The following is a 22,406-nucleotide window of genomic DNA, read 5'->3' on the forward strand; positions in this document are numbered from 1 at the left end:
TCCATAGAAGTCTGTTGAGCGCTGTTTGCGTTGTTTAGGTAACGTTGCGCAGTCATCGCTGAAACGTTGGTATTTACATTCACTGCCATGGTGATTTCTCCAATTGATTTTCCGGTGTTGCGGTTTCCGACGTCTCGGAAAACCAAGTAGTTCTCTCAAAGTTACTTTTAATAACGGCGCTAAATCTGAAACCTTTAGAGAAAAAATGAGAAAATTCAGAAATAAATTCGGTTGAATGAAAAAACGTGATTAGAGGGGTAAATATAAGAAAAAAGAAGAAAAAAACACTAAAGTTGTCAGAAGTGTTGCCGAGAGACGTGGCAATTTACCCCAGCAGAGTTAACGCCAAATTAGGCGCCTGTTTGGCTTGAGCAAGAATAGTTGTGCTCACCTGCTGCAGGATTTGCTGCTTGATCATCTGCGTGGTCTCTTTGGCATAGTCGGTATCTTTAATACGACTGTTTGAGGTCGCCAAGTTCTCATGTACGTTTTGTAGGTTATTAATCGCGTGATCAAATCGGTTCTGCATCGCACCCAGTTCTGAGCGATGGCTGTCCACGTACTTCATCGCAGTATCTAAGATTGAAACAGCGCGCTGCGCCCCACCCGCTGACGTCACATCGATATCATTGACCGATTCATAGCGACCAGACGACATCGATAACTCATCAGCCAGAGAGCCTGAAAATGATATCGTTCCTGACGTTTGTTCGCCCGCCATGTAGATTTGTAGCTGCCCATCTTCATTGACCGATGCAGATACTTGGTCTGTTTGGCCGTTAATATAGGTCGCAAGCTGCTCAATATCATCACCCGCCTTGGCATTGATAGAGATAGATTGAGATTGCCCAAAACGATCGGTAAACGACATATTGAACTCAGTATTACCCGAACTCACCGCCCAACTCTTATCAGCCATACCATTAGCAACATAGCTAAAGCCGCCCATGTCGATACCATCTGTTCGCATACTTTTTAGGCCGACTTGTACCGCCTCACCAGAGCTACTTCCTATTTGGAAAGCGGTATTCCCAAAACTGCCATTCAATAGCTTCTTACCACCAAATGAGGTGGTTTCGGCAATTCGGTTCAGCTCGTCATTAAGAGCAGTAATCTCTTCCTGAATAGCAATTCGCTCTGATTTACTGTTCGAACCATTCGCTGACTGCAAAGAAAGGTCACGCATGCGTTGCATGATATTGGTGGTCTCATTCATCGCACCCTCTGCGGTCTGCATAATAGAGATACCGTCGTTAGCGTTTCTAACCGCAACGTCAATACCGCTCATTTGCGCTTCAAGTCGATTTGATATTTGTAGACCGGCAGCATCATCCTTAGCACTATTAATACGGTTACCGGAAGCGAGTCGCTCCAAAGATTGGTTCAGCATATTGCTGGCATTAGAGAGATTTCTCTGTGCCACCAGCGCTGAAACATTCGTATTTACCGTAATAGCCATAGATGTTCGCTTATCCGTTGGGAGGTAATAAAGTCAATCGTTGCTTCTATATCGACCACCTTTGCTAGTTCTTTAATCAAAAAAGGAGCACAAGGCCCCTTTTTAAATTCAATGTATCTGTATCTAAATAGTTAGAGCTATTTAATCGACAGTTCAGCCAGCATTTGCTGAGATGGTGCAAAGTAGTATGCACCGGTCACGGCATGTGTAAAGCGCAGTAATTGGTCCGTTTTACCATCGGTAACGCCGTACATGCTCTCAAGCATGGCATCAAAGTTATGGCGTGCATTACAGTAAGCAATAAATAACAGGCCGTGGTCACCCGTCGCGCTACCATAAGGCAGGCTGTGACGAACAATCTTTAGACCCTTGCCTTCTTCTTTGATATCAACACGGCCAACGTGAGATGCCGCTGGCACATCGTCTAACTCAATAGAGTCTGGCTTAGTGCGACCCACCACCTTCTCTTGTGCTTTCACATTCAAGCGATTCCAAGCCGGTAGGTTATGGATAAAGCGCTGAACCATTACGTAGCTGCCGCCCGCAAATTCACCTTCAGGAATCAACGCAACTTCTGCACGCTGAGCATCTTTAGGGTTCTCTGTGCCATCAACGAAGTCTGTCATGTCACGCGAGTCTAGGTAACGATAGCCGTATGTCTCATCAACCACTTCAACGTCTTCAGCAACCTGCTCTAGCAACTTACGAATCACGTAGAAATGTAAATCATGGCGGTTCGAGTGGCAGTGAAGCAGCACATCTGAATCTGTGCTTGGCGCAGTGATATCACCCTCACCAAGCTCTGGGAATGCGATCAAATCAGCCGGTGCGGCTTGTTCAAATTTATCCCAGAATGTCTTAGAGAAAGCCAGTGAAAGAGTCAGGTTAGACTCTGGTTGTGTTTGATTCAATTCAGCGACCAAAGAAGGCAGCTGTTTCAATTGTTCTAACACTTTTGGTGCATTGTTTACGACTTTTAGCTGCACATACAGAGCGAAAGGCCCAGCTTCAGGTAAAATAGCACCTTGTGCTTGAGGCTGCTCATTTGAAGAGTTAAGCATAGTTCGATCCTTTCATTTTTAGCTTCTAAGTATAAATATGAATGTATTAATTATTTTTGATTATTGTCAGTCTTCCGCTTCAACGACGGCAAAACAGTCACGCACGGTGTCACTCTTTACGATATAGATAAACAGCCATAGTAGAAGCATCAGAGTCACACCATTTGACCAATGAAACCAGCCATTATCCAAGTAAACCAGATACACAGTGTGGGCGAACTGACTGAATACGGCAACGAGGGTGACCCATCGTCCCCAAGAAACGATAAAATTAATCCGTGGTCGCTCTGGTGATCTCAGACCAAACAACCACATCAGTAAAACGCTCGGTAAGCTGAGGGCGATCCCCACATAAAACATCTGATGATCGGGATAGACTATCTCTAGTATTTTAGTACCTGATTCTCTGCTCGCCCCTGCGACAACAAACACAACCAACGCCTTAGCTAAAAATAACCAACCCAACCACAACAAAATCGGCGCTTTGAGAAAGCCATGTTTATCATATTGTTCTAAAGAATACCGCACAGATCCCACTTCAGCTTATTAGAAAACACACACTTTAACGCAAATCATTCATACTTCTCTAGGTTTACGTTATCTTATCCACTCATTGGTATTTACGATTAGCTCAGTATGAAGAAAAAGACTCCAACACCCTCTGTTGAATCTCAGCAAGAGGCACTAAAAATTGCGAAAGCGACACAGAAGCCAGGTCAAACCAAGGAGCAAACTAAATTAATTGCTCAGGGGATTGAGAAAGGCATCGCACAATATAAGAAACAGCAAAAAGAGCGTAATCGTCAGGCAGACAAAGCCAAGAAAAAACAACAAAAAGAGAAGCAACAACAGGCTGCTCAGGTTCAAGAAACAACAACCGAGACAGATATCGCACCATCACAGAAACCAAACATGCTTCCGTGGGTACTATTATTAGTTAGCTGGCTTGGATTCGCGGCCTACATTACTCAATCGTGAGATGATGAAATGAAACGACGAGCATTAGGATTACTGACTCTTGGTTTGCTTGCGGGTTGCACCACGCCCACTCAGATGCCACATGAGAAAGCGCATCAGGTACAATTGGATTACCATGGTGTTTTAGATGTCAGTCAGTGCCATTACAAAGGTGAAGTCACTGGCAGTGAGGGGCATTGGTATAGCTACCTGTTCTTCCCGAATGACACGCTAGTACAAGGCGCGATCAACCAGCTGAAGTCTAATGCCATCGCATTAAAAGCCAATACGGTGTTATTCACTCTACCACAAGACTTTGCTACGTCAGTAACGCTTCTAGGCACAGCCTACCACTGCTCACAACAGTAAACTTAACCGCATAACCTAAAAAGAAAGAGAAAAAAGCCAGCTTTCGCTGGCTTATGCACTAAATCCAAGACTGGACGCTATATCACTCTTACGTTCCAGAACCCATTGACTGTCAAATGGTCCCCAATCAGATAACTGATAGTAACCATCGTTATGACGTCGCCCATCTTGAATAAACATGAGTTCGATACCGATCCCCGGTAACGCCTTAAGTACATCTTGAATAGTACGACGAGGCCAACCCGTTTTTTCGATGAGTTTAGGCACATTCGGCCTATCAAGGCTTTCGACGAGTAACGCTAAATATAGCCGCCTTGCAAAAACAGGACTCAACTCCATTGACACCTCCTATATCTGTGCTGGTTAATTATTTCTTTTTTCTCATCCGACATGTTGAGGTTGATCAATAAGTCTCCATTCGTGACATTTTCTTACTGTTTTTTTTCGTTCTTTGAAATATTCCTCACTCTGTTTTGTCTGAATTCCGAGTTCCTGATAGGATTCCACACATAACAATGAAAGAAGATCACCAAAAGGAAGAATAATGACTATCACAATGTTTGGTATCCCGAACTGCGACACAATCAAAAAAGCGAAGAAATGGCTGCAAGCTGAAGAGATCAGCTTCGAATTTCACGATTACCGCAAACAAGGTGTTGATGAAACACTAGTACGTAGCTTCTGTGCTGAGCTTGGTTGGGAGCAAGTACTGAACAAACGCGGCACGACTTACCGTCAGCTAACTCAAGAGCAAAAAGATGGCCTAAATGAAGAGAATGCTATCGCTCTTTTGGTTGAACAGCCTGCAATGATCAAGCGACCAATTCTAAAAGTGGAAGATAAGCTGCATATTGGCTTCAAAGCTGACCAATATTCCGCTATTTTTGCTTAATCCACTTTTGCACTAGGCAAATACAACATAGGAAGCGTTAACAACTGATCGTCAACGCTTCTAAACACAACAAGATTAATAACAGTACAAGTACAACAAGGAATTCAAGGATGACAGACAGCCCAACTTTGGCTCTGGCAAAAGACCTTATTAGCCGCCAATCAGTAACGCCGGAAGACGCTGGCTGCCAAGAAGTAATGATCGACCGCCTGAAAGCACTAGGCTTCGAGATTGAAGTGATGGTGTTTGAGGATACTACTAACTTTTGGGCTCGCCGCGGTACAGAAGCACCACTGTTTGCCTTTGCTGGTCATACCGATGTGGTTCCTTCTGGCCCAGCTGAACTTTGGGATACCCCACCGTTCGAACCAACTATTGTTGATGGCTATCTGCACGGCCGTGGTGCAGCAGATATGAAAGGCTCACTGGCTTCAATGATCGTTGCCGTTGAGCAATTCATTGCAAACAACCCAGACCATAAAGGCTCTATCGGTTTTCTTATCACGTCTGACGAAGAAGGCCCATTCATCAACGGCACCGTCCGTGTGGTAGAAACCTTGATGGCACGTGGTGAGAACATCGACATGTGTATTGTGGGTGAACCATCAAGCACAGAATTCGTCGGTGATGTGGTGAAGAACGGCCGCCGAGGCTCAATCACAGGCGATCTTACTGTCAAAGGGACACAAGGTCATGTTGCCTACCCTCACCTAGCGAACAACCCTGTACACAGCTCTTTGCTTGCTATTCATGAGCTTGCAACCACAGAGTGGGATAAGGGTAACGACTACTTCCCACCAACAAGCTTCCAGATCCCGAATGTAAGCGCGGGTACCGGTGCATCGAACGTGATCCCTGGTGAGTTCAACGTTCAGTTTAACCTTCGTTTTAGTACTGAACTGAGCAACGACATCATCGTTGAACGCATCACGAACACCTTAGATAAATACGACTTTGAATATGATCTTAAATGGACATTCAATGGCGACCCGTTCCTAACAGACACAGGTGATCTATTGGATGCGATTGTTGATGCGGTTGACCACGTAAACGACGTTAAGCCTGCACTGCTTACCACTGGTGGTACATCTGACGGTCGCTTCATTGCACGCATGGAAGGCCAAGTTGTTGAGCTAGGCCCTGTAAACGCGACGATTCACAAGGTGAACGAGTGCGTAAAAGTCGCTGATCTAGAGAAGCTGACGGATATGTACGAGCGCACGCTTGTGAACCTATTAGCGAACCCCTAATCACTTAAACGTGACCGCCAATTCATAAACACTAAGCTGAGCAGCCTCATGACACCTGAAGAGTTAACGGGACAAATCGAATCTCATTTAACCGAGACCTTGATTGGGAGTAAAACCTTCTTGGTGCATCATGAGGTCGGCCAAGATCTCTGCCGTTTAGTAGCTGCCGCGCAACAAGCGGGATTTAAGATGGAAATTGCCAGTGGCTTTCGTGACTATCAACGCCAGTCGTTAATTTGGAATCGAAAGTACTCCGGTGAGACAGCGCTCCTCGACAGCGATAGTCAGCCATTAGACACCAGCTTGCTAAGCGATGAGGATAAGCTTTGGGCGATCCTACGCTGGTCTGCCCTTCCCGGCGCCAGCCGCCATCACTGGGGAACGGATTTCGATGTATTCGCCCGCAACCACTTGCCTGATAACACTCAGTTGCAGCTCGAGCCTTGGGAGTACTTCGAAGGCCACCAGCAAGAATTTTATCAATGGCTAGAATCTAACGCTGATGAGTTTGGGTTTTTCTTTCCATATCGTAAGGACTTAGGCGGCGTGGCAGTTGAACCGTGGCACATTAGCCATAAACGCACTGCGCAGCTTTGTCTATCACAGTTATCATCGACTCTGCTTGGCAAACAACTCCAGTCTGAGCCAATATTAGGGTATGAGGTGGTTATGGAGCAGCTAGAATCCATCTATGATCGTTTCATAACCAATATCAGCAACTAGGAGTTTATATGCTTGAATGGCTAACCAACCCTTGGGTCATTATTTTCATCGTCGTCAGTGTTGTCGTGGGTAATATCGCCGCGCTCAAGTACACGGCGAACATGAATGTCGGCAAGGCAGATAAACTGAAAAAAGAGAGCGACCTAGATAAGCTCAACCGTTTAGATAAACTCAACCGAGAAAACCTGGACGATAAATAGTGAATGAACTGGAACGAAAACATCCAAGAGTACGTTTTTCAGACACAAAAAAGAGGACATGACGTCCTCTTTTTCTTTAGCGCTTGTTAATGGCGAACATTACTTCGCAGGCGCATCTTTCGTTTGGTCAGCTACGTGAGCCAAGATAGGAACCAGAGACTTCAACAGCTCTTCTTCCACTGGCTTACCCGACGCATCTGTCACGTTGATAGACGTACGGTTACCCAAATCACCGAATAGGAAGGTGTAAGTACCTGGGCTTAGGTCGATAGGCTTAAGACCAATCGTATCCCAGAACTCATCATCTGGTGATGCGTATTTAGCTTTCACTGTACCTTGTGACTGGTTACGTTCTTCAAGCTCAAAGCCCATTTCAGGAAGAAGCTTAGGCAGACGCTGCCACAATACGTTGTAAGGCGTACGAGCGATGATCACAGGGAAACCACTGCGGTCAGAGCCCATAGAGATAGGGATTCTCTTAACCAGCTCTTGTGCTTTCAGTGCCGCTTCAGCACGCAAGTTTTCGTCGTATTTTGCCATCACTAAGTTGGTCATGAAGGCGTTGTAACGCTCTTTATTGGTCGCAGAAACAGACTTCTCTTCAGAGCCTTCACGCCAATCGATCAAGTTAATCTTAAAGCCGTGACGATTATTCGCCTCAAAGCGAGAGATAGTGTAACGACTGCCGATCTCAACTTCTTCGTCTTCAGAGACCCAAGTAACCCAATCGGTCTCAATCTCTCTATCAGACTGCTCACGAATACCGATGTTACGCTCTGTTAGCATGTCCACGGCGGTTTGCCACACACGGTCAGCTTCTTCAGCACGCAGTAACCAAAGAGTGACTTCACCGTTTTGACGCTCAGCACGCGCACCTGGGATAAGCTCCAACACCTGTTGTGGTGGGCGAATATCAACATCGCGACCAATACCACCAGCAAACTCTCCCTTAGGGATATCGTAGTTTGGGTAGAATTGAGGGGTAGCGTCTTCAGGCAGTTGCCATTGAGTCAACGCTGGGGTTTCTAAGTATTCGAAGTCATCCTTGGCTTGACGACGTTGAGTCGGGCTGCCAGAGCATGCTGTAAGAACGAAAACAGCCAGTGAGCCGATCACTAGCTGGTGAGAATACTTCATTTATACTCCTAAATGCCGAAGATGAGCTTCGGCACTGTTTCAAACATTTAGTAAATACACGCTTCTGTCATTGCTTGAGCAACGATAGGCTGAGCTGTTTCTGACAGTTCTGTCAGCGGTAGTCTTAGACTGCCTTCAGTAATCAAGCCCATTTTATGAACCGCCCATTTTACTGGAATTGGATTAGATTCAATGAACAAATGTTTGTGAAGTGGCATTAAACGTTCGTTAATGATCTCTGCCTCTTCGAATTTGCCCTCTTTCGCCAGCTTAAACATGGTCGCCATGTCAGCCGCTGCAACGTTATTCGTTACTGAGATCACACCATCACCGCCACGTTTTACGAATTCTAGGCCTGTGAGGTCATCACCACTTAGTAAGATAAAATCTTCGCCACAAAGTTCACGATGAATTGCAATTCTGTCTAGATCACCCGTCGCATCTTTTAGTGCAACGATGTTTTCAATCTTTGAAAGACGAGCCACAGTCTCTGGCAGTAGGTCTACTGCGGTGCGGCCTGGTACATTATATAAGATTTGAGGAACGTCACTTACTTCAGCGATCGCTTTATAGTGCTGGTACAAACCTTCTTGTGTTGGTTTGTTGTAGTAAGGTGTCACGCTTAGGCAACCCGCGATACCAGAACCATTGAGCAAACGACTGAACAGGACAGACTCATGCGTTGCATTTGCACCCGTACCTGCAATCACAGGAATACGGCCATCAGCAAACTCAACCATCTTAGTAACGACTTTGACATGCTCTTCAATAGTCAGTGTAGAAGATTCACCCGTAGTACCTACGGCTACTAGACCATCACTACCTGCAGCAATGTGGTGCTCGACCAATTTTTTAAGGCTTTCGAAATCCACTTCACCGTCAGAATTGAATGGTGTAACCAGTGCAACGATACTTCCTGAAAACATGTCTATCTCCCTTAATTTGTTCTTTTTGCATGTTACTGTAAGCCGATTGACAAACACAAGCGAATAAAGTCGCTTACCGGCCACAACTGTATGAAATATTGTCGTATGTTAGAGGTCAAACGACTTATAAGCAGGTTCAATGCTAGAAATGATTTGCTTACACCTAATTTAACCGATTTAACACCTAACTTGTCAGGGCTCGGTTAGTGGTCATGTTTAATCAAACGACGCTGCATTGTTACGTTTTTCTCACCTGAAATTCTGTCTACAGATCGTCCAATCAAGCATAAAAACACACCTACCTTCACTCATTAGTCACGGTATCTGTGCTAACATGCTCTCATCAATGGAATATAAAGAGACGTGATTTTATGACTCAACATCTAGTAATCACTGCAGTGGGCACAGATCGCCCGGGTATTTGTAACCAAGTGGTTCAGTTAGTCACCCAATCAGGCTGTAATATTATCGATAGTCGCATCGCGATGTTTGGTGAAGAATTTACCCTCATCATGCTGCTGTCTGGCAAAGCCAATAATGTTACTCGAGTGGAGACAACCCTACCCTTGCTTGGTCAGGAGCATGACCTGATTACTATCATGAAACGTACGTCCCCTCATGATCATATCGAGAACTCATACACGCTTGAGGTCTTCATCGAATCTGATGACAAGATTGGGCTAACAGAAAAGTTCACCCAATTCTTTGCAGACAGAGAGATCGGTTTAGACTCGCTCAGCGCTCAAACCATCAATAAATCGAAAGTGCAGCTCGATAATGACCAGTTCCATATCTCTATTACCGCTTCTGTCCAATCAGAATGTAACCTGATGCAGCTACAAGAAGAATTTAACGCGCTGTGTCAGAGCCTATCAGTCCAAGGCTCGCTCAACTTTATCAAAAACAGTCTTTAAAAAGGAAATGTCATGAATACGCTGACAGCTGGTACTCCAGCACCTGCATTCTCTCTTCCGGATCAAGATGGCAATATCGTTTCTCTTGGTGATTTCAAAGGTAAGAAGGTTCTTTTTTACTTCTACCCGAAAGCGATGACTCCAGGTTGTATTGTTCAAGCAGAAGGCCTACGCGATATCAAAGCTGAGCTAGATGCGCTCAACGTTGTGGTTCTTGGTGTGAGTATTGACCCTGTAAAACGTCTGCCAAACTTCATTACTAAAAAATCTCTTAACTTCTCACTGCTTTCAGATGAAGACCACGCGGTTGCTGAACAGTTTGGAGTATGGGGCGAGAAGAAGTTCATGGGCAAAGTCTACGACGGCCTGCACCGCATCAGCTTCTTGATCAATGAAGAGGGTGTGATTGAGCACGTGTTCAACAAGTTCAAGACCAAGACTCACCATGAAGTGGTTTTAGACTACTTCAATCAACAAGACTAATCAGGCGCATTAAACTGCTACTGAGTTAAAAATCAAAAGGCCGAATATCTGAGATATTCGGCCTTTCTTTATTCGATGGTTTTAACGCAAATTAGCTAAGCTTGTTCGACTTCATCTTCGAGCGCATGGCTTGGCAATGCATTCCATACCGCTTTCACTAAAGTCGCCAGAGGAATCGCAAAGAAAACGCCCCAGAAACCCCACAGGCCACCAAACACCAGCACGGCAACGATGATAGCCACAGGGTGAAGGTTTACCGCCTCAGAGAACAACACTGGCACCAATACGTTGCCGTCGAGCGCTTGAATAATACCGTAAGCCAGTAGCAGCCAGTAGAACGGTGGCGCAAGTCCCCATTGGAACAGGCCAACGATCGCCACAGGCACAGTGACGGCGGCAGCGCCGATATAAGGAATCAACACCGAGAAGCCGACAGCAACGGCAAGCAGCGCAGAGTAACGCAAGTCTAGGATTGCAAACGTCACATAACTCACGCCACCAACAATTAAGATTTCTAGTACCTTACCGCGAATGTAGTTTGAGATTTGCTGGTTCATCTCAACCCATACCTTTGTTGCCAAACGGCGGTTTTGCGGCAACAGACCACTCGCCATTCTGATCATCTCTTCTTTGTCTTTCAGCAAGAAGAAAATAAGCAGAGGAACCAAAATCAGGTACACCGCAAGTGTCGCAATGCTCACCAGTGACGCTAATGACCCTTTCACCACACTTTCACCCATACCAAGTACTTTGTTTTTGGCGTTCGACATCACTGACTCTACGATCTGTAGGTTTGCTAGCTCTGGGTAACGCTCAGGTATGGTTGAGATAAAGTTTTGCAGCCCAATATACATGTTTGGAATATCGTTAAGCAGGTTACCCACTTGATTCCAAATCGTCGGTACTAAGCCAAACAGAGCAATCAACATCAAACTAAAGAACATCAAAATGACCAACATCACCGATGGCGTTCTTGGTAAACCGAGTCGTTGAAGCTGTGTCACTGGCCATTCAAGAAGATAAGCAAGCACAATCGCCACCAGCAAAGGCGCGATCAAATGACCGAAAAAATAGATGGTGATAAAACCAAATAAAATGATGGCCACCAAACTGACTGCATGTGGATCAGAAAAACGTCGCTTGTACCAACGATTCATCATTTCAAGCATTTGATTGCAATTCCTTTTTTGTAACTTGGATTTGGTGATGACCAGAACAAGGCTCTACTTCAACGGTAAAAGCTTGCTTGGATAAAAAGCTTACAATATCGGTCATTGAGCTCTGATCAGCAATATGTATCAGCAAGGACTGACCATTTTCTAACTTAACACTGTGACGCTTGGCTAATAATAACGCCATTGGGCAGCGCTCTTGGCGTAAATCTAGAATATTTGGTTTCATTATCTAGCTCGATGCTTATTATAAGGGTCGTATTGTAATCTGTTTTTGAAAACGTGCCATCTTTCATTCCGCAACCTTTAGTTTAACGCACGTACTTAAACAAAGGTGAGATCAGATAAAGAACCATTTCGTGTTGCTCTTGTCTTACTGTCAGAAGAAACGGAGTATTACTGACTAATATGTTTAAACGCGCTCGCTCAATCGCTTGCTTATGCATCGCTACAACACTAGGCACCCCATTACTGGCTCAAGCGAACAGCTTAGACCTGCCTGATATTGGAACGGCTGCCGGCGGAACCCTGACCATAGACCAAGAGTTGATCTATGGTGATGCCTATATGCGCATCATTCGTAGCAGTCAGCCTGTGGTCAATGACCCCGTATTAAATCAATACATCGATAGCTTAGGCCATCGCCTCGTCGCCAATGCCAACGACGTAAAAACGCCGTTTCACTTTTTCATGATCCGCGACAGAAACATTAACGCATTTGCTTTCTTCGGCGGCTATGTTGCTCTCCACTCAGGGCTATTTCTGCACGCACAATCCGAAAGTGAACTGGCTTCGGTCATTGCTCACGAAATCGCGCACGTCACTCAGCGCCACCTAGCTCGAAGCATGGAAGACCAAGCACGCCGCTCACCAGCAACCATTGCGGCACTTGCGGCGTCGGTATTGCTAGCGATTGCTGCTCCAGAAGCTGGGATAGCAGCGCTTACCGCGACAACTGCGGGTAACATGCAGAGCCAAATCAACTACACCCGCGCCAACGAAAAAGAAGCGGACCGTTTCGGTATCAACACTATGGTGAAAGCTGGCTTCGACGCAAACGCGATGCCACGCTTCTTTGGTCGTCTTGCCGATGAGTACCGCTACGCAAGTACGCCACCACCAATGCTGTTAACTCACCCATTGCCAGAAGATCGTATTACCGACTCTCGTGCCCGTGCTCGCAGCTACCCACCGCTCAAGTTAGCGCCTTCACTCGATTACCATTTGGCACGCTCTCGTATCGTCGCGCGCTATGCGGGTATCGATGGAGATGCGGCCCTAGATTGGTTTGAACGTAAATTAAAGAGAGCACCAAAGTCACTGGTTCCATCTCTGGAGTATGGCCAAGCACTGGTGTATTTGGATTCGAAGAAACTCGACAAAGCAGAGCCGATTCTGACTAAGTTGATCAGCAATGACCCAACCAACCTTTTCTATCTCGATGCCATTTCAGATCTGCACATCGAGCAAGATAACCCGAAAGTGGCGATCAAAGAGTTAAAAGCCGCGTTGGTTCGTCAGCCAAACAACTCCGTTCTAACCATCAACTACGCCAATGCGCTGCTTGAGAACGAAGAGCCACAAGAAGCGGTGCGTGTTCTGCAACGTTACACCCACGATAACCCAAATGACACCAACGGCTGGCATTTACTGTCTAAGGCAAACATCGATTTGGGTAACAGTGATGAAGACTTGGCGGCACGAGCTGAGATTCTAGCGTTACAAGCTAATTGGAATAAAGCCATCCAATACTACACGCAAGCCAGCCAAATTGCGGAGTTGGGTAGCCTAAAACAAGCTCGTTATGACGCACGCATTGACCAGTTAATGATTCAGCGCGAACGCTTCTTAGCACTACAATAACCAATCACTTTGTAAAAGACTCAACCAATGAGAGCACGTTAACGCGCTGCTCTCATAAAAAACTACTTAAAAATAATAACGAGGAAGAACCATGTCTGTCGTAATTTATCATAACCCTCGCTGCTCAAAGAGCCGCCAAACTTTAGCGCTGCTTGAAGAAAATGGTGTTCAACCAGAAGTCGTCAAATACTTAGAGACGCCACTGTCTGTTGAACAGCTTAAAGTACTGTTTTCTCAGCTTGGTTTCGAAAGCGTGCGTGAAATGATGCGCACCAAAGAAGCAGATTACAAAGAAGCGAATCTGGGCGACAGCGCTGTGACAAACGAGCAACTATTCTCTGCGATGGCAGACAACCCAAAACTGTTTGAGCGCCCAGTCGTTGTTGCTAATAACCGAGCTAAGATTGGCCGCCCACCAGAACAAGTTCTAGAGATCCTGTAAGCCAATATGAGCGTTTCAATCCTGGTCTTATACTACAGTCGCCACGGCAACACCCTTGCACTCGCTCGTCAAATTGCTCGAGGGGTTGAGTCTGTCGCTGGTTGTGAAGCCATGCTGAGAACGGTACAGGAGATCCACACTGCTGATTCCCCTTCCCGTCCTCATCACGAGCCAAGCGATCCTTGTGCAAGCCTTGAAGACTTAAAAAGGTGTGATGGCCTAGCACTCGGCAGCCCGGTGTGGTTTGGTAACATGGCAGGGCCAATGAAGCACTTTTGGGACAGCACCACATCACTGTGGATCAATGGCGATCTCATTGATAAGCCAGCCTGTGTGTTTACCTCCTCGTCATCGCTGCATGGCGGACAAGAGACCACACAACAGAGCATGATGCTCCCGCTGCTCCATCACGGCATGCTACTGGTGGGCATTCCCTACTCTGAGCCTGCGCTGCACACTACGCAAACTGGCGGCACACCTTATGGAGCCAGCAGCAGTGGGGAAAGCGCGTCATTAAGCAAAGAAGAAATTGAACTCGCCCAAAACCTAGGTAAGCGCCTCGCTCGTATTGCGATAAACCAGAAAGGAATCTCTCAATGATGTATATGTCAGAGAAGCCAATGTCACCCAAAACCCGGTTATTCCGCTACGTTGCCTTGGTGGGCAACTTAGCGCTGTTAGGCTGGGTGGTAGCATGGCAAATGACGCTTTCACCACACCCTCATCTAGACAATGTCACATTGGCGATTGTATGGGCAATACCGCTACTGTTGCCGTTACCCGGCATTTTAATCGGTAAGCCTTATACTCATGCTTGGGCTAACTTTGTCTTAATGCTCTACTTCCTACATGCGTTAACCATTTTGTATGTCGATGGTGGAGAGCGCATGTTGGCCGCGGTCGAACTTTTGCTAACGACAATTGGTTTCGCGGGCAATATCTTGTTTACTCGATTCCGCGCCAAAGAGTTGGGGATAAAACTGAAACGCCTCTCTGAAGTAGAAAAGAAAGAGAAAGCCAAGTTCGAACAATAAACTTTTCAACACTAGGCTTTACCTTATGCCTTCGACTGTTGAAGTAGAAAAAGTTCAGATACAAAAAAGCCCTGCGTCAATGCAGGGCTTTGTTTATCCGTTCGAGTCGACTAGCGAATCCACTCATAAACTAGGCTAGGTTTCACCACTACAGGCTCAGCCTTAACTTCCACCATCATCTCATCGTTTACGGTCTCGTCACCAGACACCTCTGTTACTGGTGTTTCTGCTTCTGAAGATGGGTTGCTAGGTGTCTCGACCTGCTGCGTGCTATCAGATTCTGGTAGCGTCTGAGCTTCTGGTAGAGCCTGGGATTCACCCACGGACAATGTGTTGTCTTGCACTTCGAATTCTGGCGTTTGCTCGGGCTCTAGATAAGAGGCCTCGACTTTCGCTACAGAACGTAGACTCTCGACTTCTTTCTCAAACTCATCTTGAGTTGATAACAAGTGAATTCTAAACGTCACTTCGTGATTCTGGATCTTAAGGATATCTAGGCTAGCTACTGAGTTAAGTGCTTTTAAGGCATTCTCAAGCTGGAAAAAGTCTTGTGCATTATTCAAACTAATGAACTGTGCCAGAATAGACTCTGACGACTCACTTGCAACCGTCACAGCACTCTTAGTCGCGTAGTAGTTACTGATCTCATTCACTAGAGACTGAGACGCCGACGCACCGCTATCTGAAATAGAACCCGTCACCGGTGATTTAGGAGCACTTGTTAACTGATTAGGTTGTTGATCGTAAAGCGTCCAACGCAAACCTGACGACTGAGCACGAACAACCAACACGGCATCAACCGGATAACGTTGGCTTGCTTGGCTAATTGGTGACACAAAACCACCCCACAAATCAGACGTCGCAATACCGGTAATGTCGTCGAAGTCGCCTACTGGTAGCGTGATCGGCAAGCCACGCAGTTTCGCATTTTGCTGAATACCGGCCGCTAGTTCCGAGTTGGAGTGCTCCCACACGATATTCTTATCGTAGTTCTGCTCTTCGACCAACCACACCAATACGTTTGAGCGAGTGTCAGGCCAGTAAGGTAGCTGAGCTTGAGTTAATAGGTTACGAATCTGTGCACCGTTAAAACGCATACGCAAAGTAGTTTGCTCGCTGGCTTCACCAAAGCTCATTTGCGATAAGTACTGAGCACTTTGACGCATCGCCTTCTTTACGGTTTCGTTAGCGGCCACATCGGTCTGGCCCGTCGCACGAACCAACACTTGCTGCATGCCTTCATTTCTTGCCGCTCTTTCAGGCTCTTTCTGTTCTGAGTTGATAGCCACTTCGGCACTAAAAATGTCCACCTGAGTTAATGCATAACTCGGCGCGGCCAACAGTCCCATCAACAATGCTAAATAGCGCATATCGATCCTAATCTTAAAATCTTGTGCCCTGATGATAAGCAACTATGGGTAACTGGGCAAGGTTGATGGAAGATACAAGCTTGAATATCCAAGAATTATCGAACAAGGGCATATCAACTTAATAAAAACAATGGACACTTAAGTGATAACACACATATTTACGACAAATAGGACATAAATTTGACCTAGCCTATATAGCAATCGATTGCTAGGTGATAAAATCCCGCGAATTTTATTTTTTGTTTCACGATCAGCTCAAGGACCTATCATGAAAAATGCTTTGCAAGGTGCACAAATGCTCTTTGTCGCCTTTGGTGCACTTGTATTAGTTCCCTTACTTACCGGCTTAGACCCCAACGTTGCTCTGTTTGGTGCCGGTATCGGTACTCTTATCTTCCAAGTCATTACCCGCCGTTCGGTTCCCATTTTCCTCGCTTCCTCTTTCGCGTTTATCGCACCGATCATGTTTGGCGTTCAGACTTGGGGTATCGGCGCGACCATGGGTGGCTTAATGGCTGCAGGTGTGGTCTACGTAATGATGGGCGGCCTTATTAAGGTGCGCGGCGTTGGCTTTATCCATAAACTGCTACCACCAGTGGTTGTTGGCCCTGTGATCATGGTGATCGGTCTAGGCTTGGCTCCTGTTGCAGTAAATATGGCACTAGGTAAAACAGGCGATGGTGCAGTTCAATTAGTCGACGCAGACGCAGCACTTTGGATCTCAGCGATTTCACTGATTGTCACCATTGTTATCAGTGTATTTGCCAAAGGCTTCCTAAAACTGTTGCCTATTTTTGGCGGTATCGTTGCTGGTTACATCACTAGCTTGGTTTACGGTGCGGTTGACTTTAGCCCTGTCGCGCAAGCCTCTTGGTTGGCTTTACCTAACTTTGTGGCACCAGAGTTCAACATCAATGCTATCTTCTTCATGGTATTTGTTGCTATCGCACCTGCCGTTGAACACGTTGGCGACATGTTGGCAATTTCGAACGTGACGGGTAAAGACTACCTTAAAAAGCCAGGTCTACACCGTACCATTACCGGTGACGGCGTGGCGACCATTGCAGCTTCTATGCTGGGCGCGCCACCAAATACGACCTACAGTGAGGTAACGGGTGCGGTGATGCTGACCAAAGCCTTCAACCCTGTGATCATGACATGGGCGGCAGTAACGGCTATCGTTCTTGCTCTGGTTGGTAAACTGGGTGCACTACTGCAAACCATTCCGGTTCCAGTTATGGGTGGCATCATGATTCTACTATTCGGCTCTATTGCAACGGTTGGCCTAAATACACTCATCAAAAACCAAGTAGACCTACACAAATCACGCAACCTAGTGATCGTCGGTGTAACACTGGTATTTGGTATCGGCGGCATGGCCTTTGGCATCGGTGACTTCAGTCTTCAAGGTGTGAGCCTGTGTGGTATCGTAGCCATCCTACTGAACCTTGTTCTTCCAGATGAACTCGGCGAAAACCAGTCGGTTGATACGGCTCAAATCAAATAAGCCATAATCGAATACAAACAAAAAGGGAGCGTATCCAATGATACGCTCCCTTTTTTATTCATTCGTTGTCACGAGTATCGCTATAACCGAATTACTTAGTACCGAAGATCTTGTCGCCAGCATCACCTAGACCAGGAACAATGTAGCCCTTGTCGTTTAGCTTCTCATCGATTGCCGCAGTGTAAAGCTCAACATCTGGGTGTGCTTTTTCAAGAGCTGCAATACCTTCTGGAGCAGCAACAAGAACAAGAATCTTAAAGTGCTTACAACCTTTCTCTTTCATAAGATCGATAGTTGCAATCATTGAACCACCTGTCGCTAGCATTGGGTCAACAACAAGAGCAATACGCTCTTCGATGTTAGACGCTAGCTTGTTGAAGTATGGTACAGGCTCAAGTGTTTCTTCATCACGGTAGATACCAACAACACTGATACGTGCGCTTGGGATGTGCTCTAGTACACCATCCATCATACCAAGACCTGCACGCAGGATTGGCACAACCGTTACTTTCTTACCTTTAATTTGGTCAACTTCTACTGGACCATTCCAGCCGTTGATCTCTACACGCTCAGTTTCGAAATCTGCTGTCGCTTCATATGTTAGAAGGCTACCCACCTCTGTTGCTAGTTCACGAAAACGCTTCGTGCTGATTTCGCCTTCACGCATCAGGCCAATCTTGTGCTTAACTAGCGGGTGTTTTACTTCAACAACTTTCATTTCCAACTCCGGCAATATTTAAATAAACCCACAGATTATACATCGTTTTCATCACATTTTCAGTATGTTTATTTGGTAAAAAATCCACGCAAACGTTTGCTCTTCTTTGGTAAGCCCTGTTAGAATAGCGCCGTTTTCACATCCAACTTAAGACCGAGGACTATCCCGTGAGCGGTAATAATTCTTCTCTAAGCTACAAAGACGCTGGTGTTGATATCGATGCAGGTAACGCACTAGTAGATCGTATTAAAGGTGCTGTAAAACGCACTCGTCGCCCAGAAGTAATGGGTGGCATTGGTGGCTTTGGCGCCCTATGTGAACTACCAACTAAATACAAAGAGCCTGTACTGGTTTCAGGTACAGATGGTGTAGGTACTAAACTCCGCCTTGCTTTGGATATGAAAAAACACGACACCATAGGTATCGACCTAGTGGCAATGTGTGTGAACGACCTAATCGTTCAAGGTGCAGAACCTCTATTCTTCCTAGACTACTACGCAACAGGCAAGCTAGACGTTGATACAGCTGCTGACGTAGTTTCAGGCATTGCTGAAGGTTGTGTTCAATCTGGCTGTGCACTTATCGGTGGTGAAACTGCTGAAATGCCGGGCATGTACGAAGGCGAAGACTACGACGTAGCGGGTTTCTGTGTTGGCGTTGTAGAAAAAGCGGACATCATCGACGGTACTAAAGTTGCGGCTGGTGATGCACTGATCGCTGTTGGCTCAAGTGGCCCACACTCAAATGGTTACTCTCTAATTCGTAAAGTACTAGAAGTATCTGGTGCTGATAAGAGCGAAGAGCTAGAAGGTCGCACAATTGGCGAACACCTACTAGAACCAACTAAGATCTACATCAAATCAGCACTTAAGATGATCGCAGAGCACGACATTCATGCTATCTCGCACATCACGGGTGGTGGTTTCTGGGAAAACATCCCTCGCGTACTTCCAGAAGGTACTAAAGCCGTTATCGATGGTAACAGCTGGGAATGGCCTGCAATCTTTAACTGGTTGCAAGAGAAAGGCAACGTAGAAACATTTGAAATGTACCGTACTTTCAACTGTGGTGTTGGCCTAGTCGTTGCGCTACCAAAAGATCAAGCAGATGCTGCTGTTGAACTATTGAAAGCGGAAGGCGAGAACGCTTGGGTGATTGGTGAAATCGCACAAGCTGCTGAAGGCGAAGAGCAAGTTGAAATCAACTAAGCTAATTTGCTAACTCGCACGATTAAGAATGAGGACTATAGGTCCTCATTCTGCTATTTACGCCCCAGAAAACCTTAAAATATGTAGGTAAATTGTATATTTACTTTCACTCATCGCGTTTGATACCTCTATGAAAAAGAATGCCCCTCAGAAAAACATCGTTGTTTTAGTCTCCGGCAGCGGAAGCAACCTACAAGCGATCATTGATGCTTGTCAGAACCAACACATCCATGCCTCTGTTAAAGCGGTTTTCTCAAACAAAGCAGAGGCATTTGGCCTTGAACGTGCACGCGCTGTCGATATTCCAGCACACTCAATCAATCCGAAAGAGTTCGAATCACGAGAAGCGTTTGATAGTGAACTGATGAATCAGATCGACGCCTACCAACCAGACCTGATTGTGTTAGCGGGCTACATGCGCATTCTGAGCGCTGAATTTGTTCGTCACTACTTAGGTCGAATGGTCAACATCCATCCTTCTCTTCTGCCTAAATATCCAGGGTTACACACCCACCAGCGAGCAATTGATGCTCAAGATAAAGAGCACGGCACCAGTGTGCATTTCGTGACCGAAGAGCTAGACGGTGGGCCAGTGATTCTTCAAGCTAAAGTACCCGTGTTTGCCGAAGATGACGCTGATATACTAGCAAGCCGAGTGCTCACACAAGAGCACCAGATCTACCCATTGGTGTGTAAGTGGTTCAGTGAAGACCGACTGGCGATGAAAGATGGGCAGGCTTACCTTGACGACAAAGCACTGGGTAAGCACGGTTACGCTGAGGACTAAACGAACACGATTCGGAATTAGAGTTCGAAATAGACATATTCACCAAACACAAAAATGGCCGCTTACTTGAAGCGGCCATTTTATTTCATAGTATCTAGCCAAATTAATGCCTTAACTAATAGGTACTATACTAGAGGCTTTGTCGGTGCTTGGCTTGCCACTTTCTTTGGCGCATAAGCCACGTCGGCCAAATCTTGGTGGTTTGACTCAATAAGCTCACCAAAATGGAACAGCGCAAACTCACCCGGCTTCATTCGAGCCCAAGCTTCGTTGTCTGTCAGTGGCTGAGTTGCAACCACACTCACCACATCGTTCGGTGTCGTCTCTTCCTGAAAGTTAATCTCAACGTCTTCGTCAATCAGGCTTGCTTTACCAAACGGTGCGCGGCGAGTTATCCAATACAGATGGTTGGTGCAGTAGGTCATCACATACTCGCCGTCACTCAGCAGCATGTTAAAAACGCCCTTCTCACGCAGCTTGTCACAACACTCAGCAACGAAACGGAACATACCCGTCATATCTTGAGGCGGCTCTGGGAATCGCTCTTCTAACTGCTTCAGCAACCAACAGAAAGAGAGTTCGCTGTCCGTTTGCCCAACAGGGCGAAAACGACCGCTATGCAAATCGTCGTAATCGGTAAGCTGACCATTGTGGGCAAACGTCCAATATTTACCCCATAACTCGCGCGTAAAAGGGTGGGTATTCTCTAAGTTTACACCACCACGATTTGCTTGTCGGATATGACTTACCACGGCACAACTCTTGATCGGATAGTTTTGAACCAGCTCAGCAATCTTAGACTCACAGCTTGGATTAGGATCCTTAAAGGTGCGAAAGCCTTTCCCTTCATAAAAGGTAATACCCCAACCGTCTCGGTGCGGGCCCGTTTTACCGCCGCGTTGCATCAAGCCAGTAAAACTAAAACAAATATCCGTTGGCACATTGGCGCTCATGCCGAGCAATTCACACATGGTTAAACCTACTCCCTCTTCAACCAAACATGGAGCTCAATTTACAGAGCCCCAATCTGTTATTACGTTTTTATTCCATCTCTTTTTCAACAAGCTGAATGACGATGTGAATGATCTTAATATGAATTTCTTGGATACGATCGGCATAACCGAAGTGCGGAACGCGGATTTCAATGTCGGCACAACCTGCCATTTTACCGCCATCTTTACCGGTTAGGGCAATCGTCTTCATGCCTTTTGCTTGTGCAGCTTCAATCGCCTTCAGAATGTTGCCCGAATTGCCAGACGTTGATAGGCCAAACAATACATCACCCTTACGACCAACCGCTTCTACGTAGCGAGAGAAAACAAAATCGTAACCGAAATCGTTACTTACACAAGATAGGTGGCTAGGATCAGAAATAGCAATACCAGCATAGCCTGGGCGGTTTTCGCGGTAACGACCCGTTAACTCTTCCGCGAAGTGCATTGCATCACAGTGTGAACCACCGTTACCACAAGACAGCACTTTACCCTCTTGTTTAAAAGAGTCAGCAATCATCTTAGCAGCTGCTTCAATTTGCGCGATGTTATGATCATCACTTAAAAACTTGTTCAGAACCTCAGCAGCTTCGTTTAATTCACTTTTGATTAGGTCTTGGTACATAAGGCTTATCTCTTATATGTTTTTGCGTCACTTGAGCATACGCGAAATGAGAATGGAGGTTGTTTCCCCCTTTTACTTGAGTTTACCCACAAACATTTAAGAGTGTCGACAGTTAAGCCGAAAGATTGCCACCTTTATTGTTGTTCTGGTTTCAATTCGCACATTTATTCACCACACACCTCTCACAATTAGAACTTTAACTCTACAGAGATCACTTTTTGCTCAAATTAGAGTTTTACAAATATTTAATACTTTGTTTACACTTAACTGGTTAGACCTCTTACCTAAACCATAACAATAAGTGATCTCTGAAAAGG

At 45.9% G+C, this 22,406-nt stretch carries 27 protein-coding genes; 15 read left to right on the top strand and 12 right to left on the bottom strand.

Annotated features, from left to right (window positions below; genetic code table 11):
- Positions 1 to 325 precede the first annotated feature (325 nt).
- The 3 genes from KI655_RS14685 to KI655_RS14695 form a co-directional block, all read right to left on the bottom strand.
- A complete protein-coding gene (locus KI655_RS14685) occupies positions 326 to 1,459 on the bottom strand; it encodes a flagellin (RefSeq protein WP_285406394.1) in 1,134 nt (377 codons plus the stop codon).
- A gap of 137 nt (positions 1,460 to 1,596) precedes the next feature.
- Positions 1,597 to 2,520: a Dyp-type peroxidase gene (locus tag KI655_RS14690; protein WP_285406396.1), complete on the bottom strand. Its 924-nt coding sequence runs from the start codon at positions 2,518 to 2,520 to the stop codon at positions 1,597 to 1,599.
- Between the two features lie 66 nt (positions 2,521 to 2,586).
- Positions 2,587 to 3,048, bottom strand: coding sequence for a DUF2919 domain-containing protein (locus KI655_RS14695; RefSeq protein WP_285406397.1), 462 nt, complete (start codon positions 3,046 to 3,048; stop codon positions 2,587 to 2,589).
- A 108-nt stretch (positions 3,049 to 3,156) separates the two neighbouring features.
- Between KI655_RS14695 and KI655_RS14700 the strand changes: the two genes are divergently transcribed.
- Together KI655_RS14700 and KI655_RS14705 are read left to right on the top strand one after the other, a co-directional pair.
- Positions 3,157 to 3,498, top strand: coding sequence for a DUF2956 domain-containing protein (locus KI655_RS14700; RefSeq protein WP_285406398.1), 342 nt, complete (start codon positions 3,157 to 3,159; stop codon positions 3,496 to 3,498).
- Between the two features lie 9 nt (positions 3,499 to 3,507).
- Positions 3,508 to 3,846, top strand: a complete 339-nt coding sequence (locus KI655_RS14705) for a DUF4156 domain-containing protein (protein WP_285406400.1) — start codon at positions 3,508 to 3,510, stop codon at positions 3,844 to 3,846.
- Positions 3,847 to 3,897: 51 nt separating this feature from the next.
- Here the strand turns inward: KI655_RS14705 and KI655_RS14710 are convergent, their stop codons facing one another.
- Positions 3,898 to 4,185, bottom strand: a complete 288-nt coding sequence (locus tag KI655_RS14710) for a helix-turn-helix domain-containing protein (RefSeq protein WP_285406402.1) — start codon at positions 4,183 to 4,185, stop codon at positions 3,898 to 3,900.
- A gap of 205 nt (positions 4,186 to 4,390) precedes the next feature.
- On the opposite strand from KI655_RS14710, the gene KI655_RS14715 reads away from it, so the two are divergent.
- The 4 genes from KI655_RS14715 to KI655_RS14730 all read left to right on the top strand — a co-directional run bounded on the left by KI655_RS14715 (position 4,391) and on the right by KI655_RS14730 (position 6,911).
- A complete protein-coding gene (locus KI655_RS14715) occupies positions 4,391 to 4,738 on the top strand; it encodes an ArsC family reductase (RefSeq protein ID WP_285406404.1) in 348 nt (115 codons plus the stop codon).
- A gap of 110 nt (positions 4,739 to 4,848) precedes the next feature.
- Complete coding sequence (dapE, locus tag KI655_RS14720; protein ID WP_285406406.1) at positions 4,849 to 5,988, top strand: succinyl-diaminopimelate desuccinylase; 1,140 nt, start codon at positions 4,849 to 4,851, stop codon at positions 5,986 to 5,988.
- Between the two features lie 48 nt (positions 5,989 to 6,036).
- On the top strand, positions 6,037 to 6,711 hold the full coding sequence (locus KI655_RS14725) for a M15 family metallopeptidase (RefSeq protein ID WP_285406408.1): 675 nt from the start codon (positions 6,037 to 6,039) through the stop codon (positions 6,709 to 6,711).
- A gap of 8 nt (positions 6,712 to 6,719) precedes the next feature.
- Entirely contained in the window at positions 6,720 to 6,911 is a 192-nt protein-coding gene (locus tag KI655_RS14730) for a DUF2897 family protein (protein ID WP_150869099.1), read from the top strand.
- 99 nt (positions 6,912 to 7,010) lie between these two features.
- On the opposite strand, the gene bamC is transcribed toward KI655_RS14730, so the two are convergent.
- Together bamC and dapA are read right to left on the bottom strand one after the other, a co-directional pair.
- Positions 7,011 to 8,048 (bottom strand): outer membrane protein assembly factor BamC, encoded by a 1,038-nt coding sequence (bamC, locus tag KI655_RS14735; RefSeq protein WP_285406412.1) that lies wholly within the window; start codon positions 8,046 to 8,048, stop codon positions 7,011 to 7,013.
- A 47-nt stretch (positions 8,049 to 8,095) separates the two neighbouring features.
- Positions 8,096 to 8,974, bottom strand: a complete 879-nt coding sequence (dapA, locus tag KI655_RS14740; RefSeq protein ID WP_285406415.1) for a 4-hydroxy-tetrahydrodipicolinate synthase — start codon at positions 8,972 to 8,974, stop codon at positions 8,096 to 8,098.
- A 371-nt stretch (positions 8,975 to 9,345) separates the two neighbouring features.
- Here dapA and KI655_RS14745 point away from each other — a divergent pair, with 371 nt between their 5' ends.
- Together KI655_RS14745 and bcp are read left to right on the top strand one after the other, a co-directional pair.
- Positions 9,346 to 9,888, top strand: a complete 543-nt coding sequence (locus KI655_RS14745) for a glycine cleavage system protein R (protein WP_285406417.1) — start codon at positions 9,346 to 9,348, stop codon at positions 9,886 to 9,888.
- A 12-nt stretch (positions 9,889 to 9,900) separates the two neighbouring features.
- The gene (gene bcp, locus KI655_RS14750; RefSeq protein WP_285406420.1) at positions 9,901 to 10,371 is read left to right on the top strand and encodes a thioredoxin-dependent thiol peroxidase; all 471 of its coding nucleotides are present in this window, start codon (positions 9,901 to 9,903) and stop codon (positions 10,369 to 10,371) included.
- Positions 10,372 to 10,466: 95 nt separating this feature from the next.
- Here the strand turns inward: bcp and KI655_RS14755 are convergent, their stop codons facing one another.
- Complete coding sequence (locus KI655_RS14755) at positions 10,467 to 11,540, bottom strand: AI-2E family transporter (protein ID WP_285406422.1); 1,074 nt, start codon at positions 11,538 to 11,540, stop codon at positions 10,467 to 10,469.
- Entirely contained in the window at positions 11,533 to 11,772 is a 240-nt protein-coding gene (locus KI655_RS14760) for a sulfurtransferase TusA family protein (protein WP_285406426.1), read from the bottom strand. Before KI655_RS14760 ends, KI655_RS14755 begins: the two co-directional genes overlap by 8 nt.
- Positions 11,773 to 11,951: 179 nt before the next feature.
- On the opposite strand from KI655_RS14760, the gene KI655_RS14765 reads away from it, so the two are divergent.
- From KI655_RS14765 to KI655_RS14780, 4 genes are all read left to right on the top strand, one after another.
- Positions 11,952 to 13,406 (top strand): M48 family metallopeptidase, encoded by a 1,455-nt coding sequence (locus KI655_RS14765; RefSeq protein ID WP_285406429.1) that lies wholly within the window; start codon positions 11,952 to 11,954, stop codon positions 13,404 to 13,406.
- A 91-nt stretch (positions 13,407 to 13,497) separates the two neighbouring features.
- Positions 13,498 to 13,848, top strand: coding sequence for an arsenate reductase (glutaredoxin) (arsC, locus tag KI655_RS14770; protein WP_285406431.1), 351 nt, complete (start codon positions 13,498 to 13,500; stop codon positions 13,846 to 13,848).
- 6 nt (positions 13,849 to 13,854) lie between these two features.
- Positions 13,855 to 14,448 carry an NAD(P)H:quinone oxidoreductase gene (wrbA, locus tag KI655_RS14775; protein ID WP_285406434.1) on the top strand — a complete coding sequence of 198 codons (594 nt, stop codon included), beginning with the start codon at positions 13,855 to 13,857 and terminating at the stop codon, positions 14,446 to 14,448.
- Positions 14,445 to 14,882, top strand: coding sequence for a DUF2069 domain-containing protein (locus KI655_RS14780; protein ID WP_285406437.1), 438 nt, complete (start codon positions 14,445 to 14,447; stop codon positions 14,880 to 14,882). Before wrbA ends, KI655_RS14780 begins: the two co-directional genes overlap by 4 nt.
- Positions 14,883 to 14,992: 110 nt before the next feature.
- Here the strand turns inward: KI655_RS14780 and KI655_RS14785 are convergent, their stop codons facing one another.
- Complete coding sequence (locus KI655_RS14785; RefSeq protein WP_285406440.1) at positions 14,993 to 16,252, bottom strand: DUF2066 domain-containing protein; 1,260 nt, start codon at positions 16,250 to 16,252, stop codon at positions 14,993 to 14,995.
- Between the two features lie 268 nt (positions 16,253 to 16,520).
- Here KI655_RS14785 and KI655_RS14790 point away from each other — a divergent pair, with 268 nt between their 5' ends.
- On the top strand, positions 16,521 to 17,759 hold the full coding sequence (locus KI655_RS14790) for a uracil-xanthine permease family protein (protein ID WP_285406442.1): 1,239 nt from the start codon (positions 16,521 to 16,523) through the stop codon (positions 17,757 to 17,759).
- A 91-nt stretch (positions 17,760 to 17,850) separates the two neighbouring features.
- On the opposite strand, the gene upp is transcribed toward KI655_RS14790, so the two are convergent.
- The gene (gene upp / locus KI655_RS14795; protein ID WP_255230131.1) at positions 17,851 to 18,477 is read right to left on the bottom strand and encodes a uracil phosphoribosyltransferase; all 627 of its coding nucleotides are present in this window, start codon (positions 18,475 to 18,477) and stop codon (positions 17,851 to 17,853) included.
- Between the two features lie 167 nt (positions 18,478 to 18,644).
- On the opposite strand from upp, the gene purM reads away from it, so the two are divergent.
- Together purM and purN are read left to right on the top strand one after the other, a co-directional pair.
- Positions 18,645 to 19,685, top strand: coding sequence for a phosphoribosylformylglycinamidine cyclo-ligase (purM, locus tag KI655_RS14800; RefSeq protein WP_285406445.1), 1,041 nt, complete (start codon positions 18,645 to 18,647; stop codon positions 19,683 to 19,685).
- Positions 19,686 to 19,815: 130 nt separating this feature from the next.
- On the top strand, positions 19,816 to 20,472 hold the full coding sequence (gene purN, locus KI655_RS14805; protein ID WP_285406447.1) for a phosphoribosylglycinamide formyltransferase: 657 nt from the start codon (positions 19,816 to 19,818) through the stop codon (positions 20,470 to 20,472).
- A 125-nt stretch (positions 20,473 to 20,597) separates the two neighbouring features.
- Here the strand turns inward: purN and KI655_RS14810 are convergent, their stop codons facing one another.
- Both KI655_RS14810 and lpcA read right to left on the bottom strand, forming a co-directional pair.
- Positions 20,598 to 21,443 carry a class II glutamine amidotransferase gene (locus tag KI655_RS14810; RefSeq protein ID WP_285406448.1) on the bottom strand — a complete coding sequence of 282 codons (846 nt, stop codon included), beginning with the start codon at positions 21,441 to 21,443 and terminating at the stop codon, positions 20,598 to 20,600.
- A gap of 70 nt (positions 21,444 to 21,513) precedes the next feature.
- Positions 21,514 to 22,089, bottom strand: a complete 576-nt coding sequence (gene lpcA / locus KI655_RS14815; RefSeq protein WP_285406450.1) for a D-sedoheptulose 7-phosphate isomerase — start codon at positions 22,087 to 22,089, stop codon at positions 21,514 to 21,516.
- Positions 22,090 to 22,406 lie beyond the last annotated feature (317 nt).

Origin of the sequence: Vibrio sp. D404a, from assembly GCF_030248535.1 — a bacterium.
Lineage (GTDB): Bacteria > Pseudomonadota > Gammaproteobacteria > Enterobacterales > Vibrionaceae > Vibrio.